Source organism: Olleya sediminilitoris (assembly GCF_016785945.1).
GTDB classification, from domain to species: Bacteria; Bacteroidota; Bacteroidia; order Flavobacteriales; family Flavobacteriaceae; genus Olleya; species Olleya sediminilitoris.
Window position 1 is genome coordinate 63309 of sequence record NZ_JAEMEF010000017.1, and the last position, 12965, is coordinate 76273.

Genomic DNA, 12965 nt, shown 5'->3' on the forward strand with positions numbered 1-12965 from the left:
AATCTTAAATATTTCAATGTAATAAATACAAAAAAAATACCATTTCAATATAAATGACATTTTTTTATGCTTTAAACACTACAATAGACATGTTTATTATAAATTTTATGAACATTTGACATGTTTTAACTTTAATAAATGACACTTTTTCATTTAAACACACTAATTTTTGGCTAAAGTACTAAAGTAAGAAATATCATACATTACTACAAAAGCTAATTTTAACAACTACTAAAAATATTTAATAGTCTTTAACATTCAAATTAATTTATATTTGTAAAATACTGATATAAAAAGACATACAGTGATAAAAACTTAACATATACTAATAGCTAAAAATTGTAAAATGATGAATACACCTACAATATCAACATATCTATTAATATTAATTTCTTTAGTAACTTCCTCAACTGTATATTCTCAATTTTCAAATCCTGTTCTGATTGAAGCAAATACAGGAATAATTACAAATATTATAACAGCAGATATTAATAATGACAATTTAAAAGACATAATAATTACAAAAAAATTTTCTACCAATAGTCTTATTTCTTATTACTTAAACCAAGGCAATCTAAACTTTAGCCCAGAAGTTACTATAGCTACAGGAAGTAGTCAGGTAACTAATATAGCTATAGGAGATTTTGATAATAATAATTGGCTTGATATTGTAAGCATTGGAGATGAAACAAATTCTGTAACACTATATATGAATAATGCAATGTCTTTTTCGTCACAAATCATTGATTCATTTGCGTTTTTCGAAAGTGATATAGATGTGGTCGATATAGATAATGATAACAATTTAGATATTGTAGCCATTGGTGGTACTATTTTAAAAGTATACTATAATGATGGGATGGCTAATTTTACATCTCAAACCATTACAGGACCAATAGAGGATTTTTTTGATATAACCATAAGTGATATTGATGCTGATGGATTTGAAGACGTTATTACTGGAGGAAGCAATATTTCGGTTTATAAAAACAATAATGGAACCTTAAGTTACGATGCTGTTAGAAGCAATCAAATACCTAATACATTTAATCTTTTTGTTAGGTTAGTAGATATTGATAATGATGGTGATGTAGATTTATTTAGCGAAAATGACAATTCAACTGGTATTAGATGGATGAAAAATGATGGTAATGGTAATTTTTCTAATCTGCAAATTATAGATCCTTCTGCAATAAATATTAGATCAGGTACTTTAAAGGATTTTGATAATGACAACGATTTAGACTTTATTATAATTAAAGATTTCAATCTGTACTTGTATACAAATGATGGTTCTGGTAATTTTAGCACTCCAATTCTTATTCAGGATGCTGAAACCATCATTAGTGTTATAGCATCAGGAGATCTTAATAACAATGGGTTAGAAGACATTATATGGTCAGCAGATTTATCAATTCAAGAAAATAATTTAGTACTATCTAATGAAGAATATTTAATAAGTAATAATTTAATAAAGATTTATAAAAATACTTCATCTAACATTTTAATGTTAGACAGTCCAAAAAATGGAACGTTATACATCTTAAACACAAAAGGGCAAATAGTTTATAATGATTTACCTGTAAAAAAGGGAATAAACCATATAAAAACAAATTTAGAAACGCAGCTGTACTTCTTCAAAATAAAATTAGAAACTAATATAACAATAACAAAAAAGGTGCTACTCAAATAATCACTTTTAAACATACAAAAGCGTCATACAACAACATATAAAATTTAATACAAGTTTTAGCTTATTTACTAAAATTCATGTGGTATATTTTATCTGTGATTTAATTGTTAACTTTAACGCTTAAACATGTAGGTAAATTTATATTATCATAAAGTAACCAATTTAAACATGAACCAAAATTAAATATATGAAAACAAGTAAATTATTATGTATTATAATAATATCAATTTTTACATATAGTTGTAATAGTGATGATGATGATTCAAACTCAAATTCTCAAAATTATTCTGAATTAATTATTGGAGAATGGGGTTTTACATCACAAACTTTAAATGGAAATAATATCGATTTTGATGATGAATGTCAACAAAATAATGAGTATCAAATTTATAGTTCTAATGGAATTTATGAACAAACTGAATTTGAAAACCTAACCGGAAATGGTTGCGAACAAGTTAGTAGTTCAAACGGAACTTGGATGATTGATGATAATATTCTGAATTTCACACAAAATGGAGATTCATATTCTGCCGAAATTTTAGAATTAAATGAATCAATATTGAGATATAAACTATCAATCGATTATGATGAAGATGGAAACTTAGACCAATTTACTCAAACATTAACAAAATTATAGATAAAGCAACTACAACTCTGCATATAATTTATAGCTAGTCCTACCCTACTTACAATAATACGCGCGTATTTTGTTTCCGGTTTGTATTTATTAAGTTAGTTGTTAAATCACGTAGCTAACCTCATCAAGGATGTTGTATAAAAAAGCTGCCCCACTTAAGGTTTATTCAATAAATAACCGTCTATAACATTATAAATTCATGCCTTTATAAATTTCAATTTGCATCGGTTTTAAACCGCTCAGAAAATTCAAGAAATTTCTAGCCTTTTAAAAAGTGTTTGGCACACTTTTTTGTCAACTCTAAAGGCATGAATTTAACTACTAGTCTCTATATTTTAGTTTACTAGAATTTTTTTAGTTGTAAAAACACCTTGTTGTTCAACTCTAACAAAATAGAACCCAGAGTGTCCAAATAATGTGCGATCTATTTTAAGATATTGTTCATTGGTTTCGGTGTGATATACAATATTACCTTGCAAATCAATAATACTTACTTTTGATGTTTTATAGTGTCCTAAATAAATGGTTAACACCCCTTCTTTTAATGGGGTTGGATATAAAACAATCGTATCTTCTTGGTCTTCAATAGTGGTATCAATTCTGGAAACAGAACTAGATGTAGCACTATCTATTACAATTAATTTTGAAGTAACACCTTGAGAACAAATAGCACGTAAAACTAGCGTATATTCAGTACCTGATGCTAAACCATTGATTGTTATTGGTGATGAAGTCCCACTTGCGTAGGACGTTGCAATCGGATTATTAATGTTTCCTGTAAACTGTCCTTTAGGCCAAGCTCTTAACTCATATCTATTACTACCTGTAAACTCATTAAATCCTATTGAAATAGATTGATTTGTTTCACCCACTTTTCTAACTGAAGTTATTGCTCCATTTACAGTACATGGTCCAGATGTAAAAGTATCAATCTGTGTCATTTCTGATGCGCCTCCTGTACTACAAATAGCACGTATAACAACTGTATATTCAGTCTCTGCTGTTAATCCATCAATAGTTATTGGAGAGGAAGATCCACCTTTGAATGCTGCTGCTGTTGGAGTATTAATATTTCCTGTAAACTGACCTTTAGGCCAAGCTCTAACTTCGTATGTATTTACGCCTTCAAGTGTATCAAATGCAAATGTAATGGACGTATTAGTTGCATCTGTAGTCTCAAAATTAGAAATAGCAGTACTAGCAGAACAAACGTCCTCAACTCTAATAATTTTCCAATTTTGATTTGTATTTCCTACTACGTATGGCCATAAATGCATACCATTACCATTGTTTCTATCTACGACCTTTTCGCAGTGTAAAGGCTCTAAAAAATAATCTTCACCAACTTTAGTAATCCCCCATTTTTGATGATTACCACTAGTCGAATTATACGTTCCTAAATTAAGATTAGCATTCTCTACCTTTTCATTTTTATTACAAGCAGCATAAGGCACCTCTAAAAATTCATTATTTCTAAGGTTTTTAACCGTGTAATAAGTACCTTCTTTGGTAATTTGCCATTGAGCACTAACATCGGTAGTTAACGCTGTATTTACAACACGTCCATTAGGACTATTAATTTTAAAATCATTAGTTGGGTTTTGAACATAGTATACCCCATCAGCTAAATTAGCATCTGGTCTAACATTATCCTCAACTCTAATAATTTTCCAATTTTGATTTGTATTTCCTGCTACGTATGGCCATAAATGCATAGCATTACCATTGTTTCTATCTACGACCTTTTCGCAATGTAAAGGTTCTAAAAAATAATCTTCACCAACTTTAGTAATCCCCCATTTTTGATGATTACCACTAGTCGAATTATACGTTCCTAAATTAAGATTAGCATTCTCTGCCTTTTCATTTTTATTACAAGCAGCATAAGGCACTTCTAAAAACTCATTATTTCTAAGATTTTTAATCGTGTAATAAGTACCTTCTTTGGTGATTTGCCATTGTGCACTAATATCGGTAGTTTCCTCTGTATTCACAACACGTCCATTAGGACTATTAATTTTAAAATCATTAGTTGGATTTTGAATATAGTATACTCCATCAGCTATATTAGCATCTGGTCTAACACTATCCTCAACTCCTGTATTACAACTTTCTCCTGGTAAATCATAACAAATACCTGTAGGGCCTTGGATTATATTCCAATTTGGTCCAGGTACCCAGTTATCTCCTACTTCATAAGCTCCAACATCAGGAGCTGCGCCAATAAAACCATTAGTATAACCACTAATAACTCTACCTGCATCTACTGCTAATGTTCCATTATTTAACCTATAATTGTTCGCATTAAAGTTTATAAATGAGGTTTGATCTACAAGGTTGTTTTGTTTATCAGACTGTGGCTCCCAAGTCCCTTCTGTTTCCTGATTTCCACCTTGGTCGGTTCTATATGTATCCGTAATATTATTCCATACTTTAACATTAGTAAACGCCGTACCTGCTTTATGCCAAGCTCCCATAGTACCGCCATCAGCTTTGACTAACGTATTATTAAATATATCAATATCCTTTCCATTCCAATTAATTTGAATATTTGTCCACTCGACATTCCAAACTACATTACGGTATACTCGAACATTTTCAGCATCATTATCTAAATAAATACCTGCTGCTTTCTTCAATTCGCCTCTACTTTCCGCGTCATGAAACCAGTTGTGATGAATATCCATATTTAAACCTTTGTTAATGGTATAAAGTAAACCACAATCATCAGCAATAAGGTTACTATAAGAGATATCATTCCAAGCAACTTCAGAATTTTTGCTTGTTATCTGAATACCATCTCTACCACCACGAGAGATATTATTACGTAAAACCTTCGTGTTTTTACCTCTAGCCATGACAGGAGCATCATAAGATCCTAAAAAGTCAAAATCATGAATGTAATTATTCCTAATGATTGTAGCATCTCCAGAATCCCAAACACCTGTTCCGTCTCCAAAACCTACTTCAGAATTTTCAATAATGGTGTTATTAGATCCATATTTAATATCAACTGCATTGATACCTGAATTAAAATTTGGACTAATACCTCGTGTCATACTTCCATATAACACCTTTACGCCTTTTAAATTATTTCCGTTTCCTTTAATACTTACTGTACCTCCAAATAGGGCAAGGTTTTCAATATGTATATAATTACGATTTTCTAAGTCAGCGGTCAAGCGTCTTTTTGCCATTTGCACTTCTCCATCATTAGGTTTTAAACCTCCAGGTAGTTGCACAAAAAGTGTGTTTGTGTTAGCGTCAAAGTACCATTCGTTTTGATAATCTAAGGCTTCTTTAATGCCTTCTAAATAATAATCACCTTTATCTCCAGGTGGATGTGCAGTAATTATCCAATTTTGATTTTTGACCGCATCAAAAGTTACTCTTCCAGAAGATTGGTTTTTTATCCACGCTCTCCATGTTGTCCATCCTGATCCTGAACGATCTCCGTAAAACATAATAGACCCTCCATTTGACCATGGCCAATTTGGAATATCTCCATCTGTTAAAAAAGCATTTATAGACACCTCATCTTGACTTCCGCCCTCATTACGTAATGAGTTTAATGTAAAACGATCGCCATCGGTATTATTGGGCCATCTGGCTAAATCCAAAACGGTAGCGCCTCGGGTTACAAAATTACGTTGCTCTAAATCCCAATTTACAGTAGTTTTCCATATACTGCCTCCATCAGATGTCCACCCGCTTAAGGCTTGCATTGCTGAAATAATAACTTTTTCTCCTTGTTTAGAGGTATAAACAATAGGGTTTCCTGGTGTTCCTGATTTTGAAGGTTTGATAGTTTCCTCATAAGTCCCTTCTCCAATAACAATAGTATTACCAGGATTAGCTACTGCAGATGCTTTTGCTATTGTTTTAAAAGGTTGATTTACTGTGCCTGGATTGGCATCATCTCCAGTTTTTGAAACATAAATGCGCTGTGCATGTATGCGACTAAATGAAAAGAGCACAACTAACGTTATGACTCCTTTAAAGACATTAATTAATTTCATGATTTAATAATTTAATGGTTGATAATTTATTATTTGATAAAATTAACGTCTTTTTTTAACAAAAATCTTCTCTTCATCGTGTTTTTAGATAAAAAAAGTAAAATCATTCAATAAGATATAAACCACAGCTTATTTAATGTTTTAGTTTCATAAATTTCATGGTATACTGACTACTTTCAATCAGCAAAACAGAAAACATGTAAGAGCTTTTTAGTCCAGTATTAACAAAAGAGAAACTGACACAGATCAAATAAGAACTTTATAAAAAACTGTACCAAGACAAAGCACAATTTTGATGAACTTTTCTTTTCTAAACAAAACTAGTATTTTAAAAAAAATAAGCGAAAAACCACTGAAATCTGAACCATTACATTTTTCACTGAATTCAGGGTGTAAAAGTTTTATAAAGAATAAGACCTTTGCATTTTGAAACAAATGTAATACTATAAATATGACATTAAAAGAGCTATCATTATCACAAAAAACGGAGTTAACACCGCATGCTTTACTGACTTAAAATCATGGACTTTAACTATTGGAAATAATTAGGTTTTCAGAGAACAACATAAAATAGCTTTCGGTATAGTAAGAAATATTTATAAAATCAATGAGTCAACTTCTATTAAATAAGCAAAAACATAGCTGAATATAACACAAAATCAAAAACCTTTAGTTGTAAACGCTTACCTCTAATCAAATACTAATTACGTTCAAAAAACGAACTATTTTAAGTCAACAAACCCAAACACTAAGTAAATTATTACTCTCAAAATTTAAAATTAATTTTGCCGATTTTTTAAAATTTAATTTCATGAAACACACGATTACTTTACTTTTTTTATTTTTAAGTCTTACGTCTTTGTCACAAACCGAATTCTCATCGCTTTGGAATACGTCTAATACTGACACAGGGACTTCTGCAATTAACGAAATTAAAATACCAACAAATCCAGCGTATACTTATAATTATAATATAGATTGGGGAGATGGACAAACAGACACTGGAGTTACCGGAGATATCACTCATACTTATGTAACTCCAAACACGTATACAATAACTATAAGTGGTACATTCCCTTCTATATATTTTAATAATCAAGGTGATAAATTAAAAATTATAGAAATTTTAAACTGGGGTAATATCCAATGGAAAACCATGGAAAATGCTTTTTATGGTTGTGAAAATTTAAATTTTGATGCCATAGATGCTCCTGATTTATCACAGGTAACAACGCTTAAAAACATGTTTAAAAATGCCGAAGCTTTCAACGGTATTATAAATCATTGGGATGTAAGTACCATTACAGATCTTTCAGGTATCTTTTATGGCGCTTCTATTTTTAATAGACCTTTAGACTTATGGAATACAGGTAATGTTACAGATATGTCAGAAACATTCTACAACACATCAAGCTTCAATGAGCCTCTAGACAATTGGAATACAGCACAAGTAACGACAATGTCTAAAATGTTTTATTCTGCTTCTGCATTTAATCAAAGTATAAATGGTTGGGAAGTTAGTAATGTAACAGATATGTCTTTCATGTTTTATAACACCACTTTTAACCTTCCATTAAGTAGTTGGTTAGTTAATAATGTAACTGACATGTCTTATATGTTTAGAGACGCAGATTTTAATCAACCTATAGAAATTTGGAACGTAAGTAATGTACAAGACATGTCGTATATGTTTTATAAAAATACAGTCTTTGATCAACCACTAAACAGTTGGATAGTTAGCAGTGTTACCAATATGTCTCATATGTTTGATGGATACTTTGGAAGTACTAGATTTAACCAGCCAATTAACGATTGGGACGTTAGCAATGTAACCAACATGAGTTTCATGTTCAGGGATAACAGATATTTTAATCAACCTTTAAATAGTTGGATTGTTAGTGCAGTTACAGATATGAAGTCGATGTTTGATGGTGCAACTCAATTTAATGAGGATATTACAACCTGGGATGTTAGTAATGTTGTTGATATGCAATCAATGTTTGAAACTGCTTATCTATTTAATCAGGATATTACAGGTTGGGATGTTAGTAATGTTACTAATATGAATAATATGTTTCGTTCTGCAAATGCGTTTAATCAAGCTATTGCAAGTTGGGATGTTAGTAAAGTAACAGACATGAGTGCTATGTTTGCATCAAATACTACGTTTAACCAACCTCTTGAAATATGGGATGTTAGTAAGGTTAAAAACATGAGTGCTATGTTTAGTTCAGCACGTGTTTTTAATCAACCTTTAAATGGTTGGGTGACTTCAGAAGTAACCAATATGTCATATATGTTTTACTCCTCTACGACTAACCCTTCAACTTTTAACCAAACATTAAATAACTGGGACACGTCCTCCGTATCCAATATGTCTAGCATGTTTAGAAATGCAATTGCATTTGACCAAAGCTTAGCATCCTGGAACATAAGTAACGTAACAAACATGGCCGACATGTTAGATGATTCTGGTTTATCTCAAACTAATTACGATAACACATTAATTGGTTGGGAGGCGCAAACGGTAAGAAATTACGTAACACTTGGTGCAGAAGGATTAAACTATTGCGATAGTTTGAACCAACGACAAAACCTAATTGATAACTCTAATTGGACAATAAATGACGATATTATTAATTGTTCATTTGTAATTTGTACGTCTTTGGTTTCTCCTCTTAATGGTGATACTAACGTCCCATCAAATACAGATATAATTTGGGAAATGGTTCCTGGAGCTACAGGTTATAAAATTAGTTATCGAATAGAAAATAGTGGTGTCGTTACTACTGTAGTAACAGACCTAGATGTCGGTAATGTAACTGGTTTAGACTTGACATCAGATTTAACACCTGGCGACACTGTTTTCGTATCCGTAGTGCCTTACAATGCAACAGATGGAGATGCTATAGGATGTACAGAAGAAAGTTTTAGTGTTATATCTAGTTGGGTTAATGACCCTACAGCCTTTAAAATTACTATAGACACCAGTCTATCACAAAGCTATACTAGTGATGATAATCAAATTAGAATAGATGCTAACTCTGGATATCCAGATTACCTAACTTATAATTACTCTATAGACTGGGGAGATAATCAATTCAATAATAATGTAACTGGAGGTATTACCCATACTTACCTTGTCCCAGGTATTTATACCATCAGTATTATTGGAGACTATCCAGCTCATTACTATTCTAATTTTGCGCGAGACAATCAAAAATTACTGTCTATAGATCAATGGGGAACCCAACAATGGCAATCAATGAAAAACGCGTTCTATTATTGTAGAAATATGGAATACAACGCTACAGACTTACCTGATTTGTCACAGGTAACAACCACATATCGTATGTTTGGTTCTACCAATCTTTTTAATGGTAATATAAACGATTGGGATGTTAGTAATATTGAAGACATGTCTAGTATGTTTCAAAGTGCTACTGCTTTTAATCAACCTTTAAATGATTGGGATGTATCCAACGTCAACAATATGAATTATATGTTTTATGGGACTAGCATTTTTGACCAACCATTAGACAATTGGGTAACAAGCAATGTTACTAGTATGAACAGTATGTTTTCTTATACTAGTGCATTTAACCAAAACATAAACAGCTGGGATGTAAGCGCAGTGACCAGTATGAAACAGATGTTTAATAGAGCAAGTCTATTCAACCAACCTCTACTTGATTGGGATGTGACCGCTGTTATCACCATGCAAGAAATGTTTAACAGTGCAAGCAACTTTAATCAACCAATAGACAATTGGATTGTTAGTAATGTCACTAACATGTCTTCAATGTTTGAAAATGCAACAGCTTTCAATCAAAATATTAATAGTTGGAATGTCACTTCTGTTAACGACATGAGTTCTATGTTTGAAAGTGCGACTAACTTCAATACGCCTTTAGATAACTGGATTCCAATTGCTGTAACCAACATGCAGTCTATGTTTGAAAGCGCAGAGGTGTTTAATCAAGACATTAGTGCCTGGAACGTAACCAATGTTATAAATATGGCGTCAACATTTAAAAACGCTAAAGCTTTTAACAAACCACTAAATGGATGGGATGTCAATTCTGTAGTAGATATGACCTCTATGTTTGAATACGCCGAAGTCTTTAACCAACCATTAAATCTTTGGGATGTTAGTGCTGTTGCTAACATGTCTTCTATGTTTAAAAATGCTTCGCTATTTAACCAAGACTTAAACGATTGGACCGTTAGCTCTGTTACTTTAATGCCTTCTATGTTTGAAAACGCAACTGCTTTTGACTCACCCATTAATGATTGGACTGTTGCTTCTGTTACTAATATGGAAAGTATGTTTAAAAATGCCATACTTTTTAATCAAACACTAAACAATTGGAACACTGGTGAAGTATTAACCATGGCAGAAATGTTTTATGGTGCCTCTAATTTTAATCAAAATATAGACATTTGGAATGTGTCCTTTGTTAACACAATGCAAGCCATGTTTAAAAATGCAACAAGTTACAATCAAACCATGAACTCATGGAATGTGGCTTCTGTAACAACTATGGAAGAAATGTTTAGAGGGGCTAGCATTTTTAATGGAACTATCGACAGCTGGAATGTAAGAGGTGTGATCACTATGGAAGAAATGTTTTACGACGCCATAGCTTTTAATCAATCGCTTAATAGTTGGAAAGTTCTTAATGTGTCTAATATGATCTCTATGTTTAGAAATGCAACAGCTTTCGATCAGAATTTAGACGATTGGAATATTGGAACCACAGATATGAAATACATGTTCAGTAATGCCACAGCTTTTAACCAACCGTTATCGGCTTGGGATGTTAGTAACGTGACCAACATGCAATACATGCTTGATTATACTGCATTATCTAGAGAAAATTATGATGCAACATTAATCGCTTGGTCTGAGCTTGCCTTAAATTCTAATATAAATCTTGGTGCTCAAAATCTATTGTATTGTGATGCTCAAGCACAAAGACAATATATAATTGATACTTATGGATGGACTATTACAGGAGATCTTTTAGACTGTCCTATACCAACTTGTACTCAATTAATTTCACCTTTAAATGGAGACATCGATGTACCTGTTAACACAAACATCAATTGGGAACCAACACCTTATACTAACGCCTATTTATTAACTGTCGTAGTACAGCCTGGTAATATCCTATTAGTGGATAACGAAACAGTTACTGAAACATCTTATCAATTTTTATCAGATTTTTCAGGAAGTGAAATTGTAGAAGTTACAATTACACCTTTTAATGATGAAGGACAGGCATTGGCTTGTACAACCGAAAGTTTTATTATTACCAATAATAGCGCACCAACTGTGCCAGATTGTACAACATTAACATTACCATTACATGACAGTTCGGATATAACTGTAGATACTGATATAGAATGGGAACCAATTGCTAATGCCGATGGGTATAGAATCACAGTAGGAACAACTTCTGGTGGTAATGATATACTAAATGATATCGATGTTGCCAATGTAACAGCCTATCAATTAACTACAGACCTTCCTGAAAACACTATAATTTATGTGCAAATAACACCATATAACACTATTGGAGATGCCATAACATGTGCCGAAGAGAGTTTCACCACAGAAACTATTCCTGTTGCTCCAGAGTGTACTAGCTTAACACTACCCTTAGATGGTGCTACAGATGTCTTAATAGATACAGATTTTTCTTGGAATGCTATCCCTAATGCTACAGGGTACTTACTGTCATTAGGGACAACTAGTGGTGGTATTGAAATTCTTAATAGTATTGATGTTGGAAATGTAACAACTTACGATCTTCCTAATAACCTAGATACTAATCGTTTAATTTTTGTAAACATAATACCTTATAACGCTGTAGGTGATGCTATAGGTTGTTCTGAAGAAAGTATTAGAACCGGAGATGCTGCTTCAACAGATCCTCCAAATTGTACCAGTCTAACTATACCATTAAACAATGCAACTGACGTGGACATTACGACGGATTTAAGTTGGACTGCTATAACAGAGGCTACTGGATATATAATCTCTGTAGGGACTACAACTGGTGGTACTGATATTTTAGATAACCAAGATGTTGGTAATGTAACTACTTATAACCTAGTTTCTGATTTACCTGAAACAACTACAATATTCGTAACAATTGCACCATATAACGCGATAGCTACCGCTACAGGATGTACTGAGGAATCATTTACGACTGAAACCTTACCTACGCCTCCTAACTGTACAACTTTGACTAGTCCACTAGACAACGCAACTGACGTAGACATTACTACGGATTTAACTTGGAATGCGGCGACTGACGCAACTGGATATAGTATCTCGGTAGGGACAACTTCTGGTGGAACGGATATTATAGATAACCAAGATCTTGGAGATGTAACAACTTACAACTTGGTATCAGATTTACCTGAAACAACAACCATATATGTTAACATTACACCATACAACGCGGTGGGTAATGCAATAGGATGTACTGAGGAATCATTTACGACTGAAACCTTACCTACGCCTCCTAACTGTACAACTTTGACTAGTCCACTAGACAACGCAACTGACGTAGACATTACTACGGATTTAACTTGGAATGCGGCG

General features: G+C 32.4%; 4 protein-coding genes. 3 read left to right on the top strand and 1 reads right to left on the bottom strand.

Annotated features, from left to right (window positions below; genetic code table 11):
- Nucleotides 1-346 precede the first annotated feature (346 nt).
- Both JAO71_RS15015 and JAO71_RS15020 read left to right on the top strand, forming a co-directional pair.
- The gene (locus JAO71_RS15015) at nucleotides 347-1693 is read left to right on the top strand and encodes an FG-GAP repeat domain-containing protein (RefSeq protein ID WP_082395980.1); all 1347 of its coding nucleotides are present in this window, start codon (nucleotides 347-349) and stop codon (nucleotides 1691-1693) included.
- Nucleotides 1694-1880: 187 nt separating this feature from the next.
- Entirely contained in the window at nucleotides 1881-2330 is a 450-nt protein-coding gene (locus tag JAO71_RS15020; RefSeq protein ID WP_116822562.1) for a lipocalin-like domain-containing protein, read from the top strand.
- Between the two features lie 335 nt (nucleotides 2331-2665).
- Here the strand turns inward: JAO71_RS15020 and JAO71_RS15025 are convergent, their stop codons facing one another.
- Nucleotides 2666-6349, bottom strand: coding sequence for an RICIN domain-containing protein (locus JAO71_RS15025; RefSeq protein WP_116822561.1), 3684 nt, complete (start codon nucleotides 6347-6349; stop codon nucleotides 2666-2668).
- Nucleotides 6350-7160: 811 nt separating this feature from the next.
- On the opposite strand from JAO71_RS15025, the gene JAO71_RS15030 reads away from it, so the two are divergent.
- Nucleotides 7161-12965 (top strand): BspA family leucine-rich repeat surface protein (locus tag JAO71_RS15030; protein WP_203001610.1); only part of this gene is annotated, 5805 nt, incomplete at its 3' end.

Bases quoted from the DNA above. Each gene is read 5' to 3' on its own strand.
- JAO71_RS15015 (WP_082395980.1), top strand. From the start codon at position 347: ATGATGAATACACCTACAATATCAACATATCTATTAATATTAATTTCT.
- JAO71_RS15020 (WP_116822562.1), top strand. From the start codon at position 1,881: ATGAAAACAAGTAAATTATTATGTATTATAATAATATCAATTTTTACA.
- JAO71_RS15025 (WP_116822561.1), bottom strand. From the start codon at position 6,349: ATGAAATTAATTAATGTCTTTAAAGGAGTCATAACGTTAGTTGTGCTC.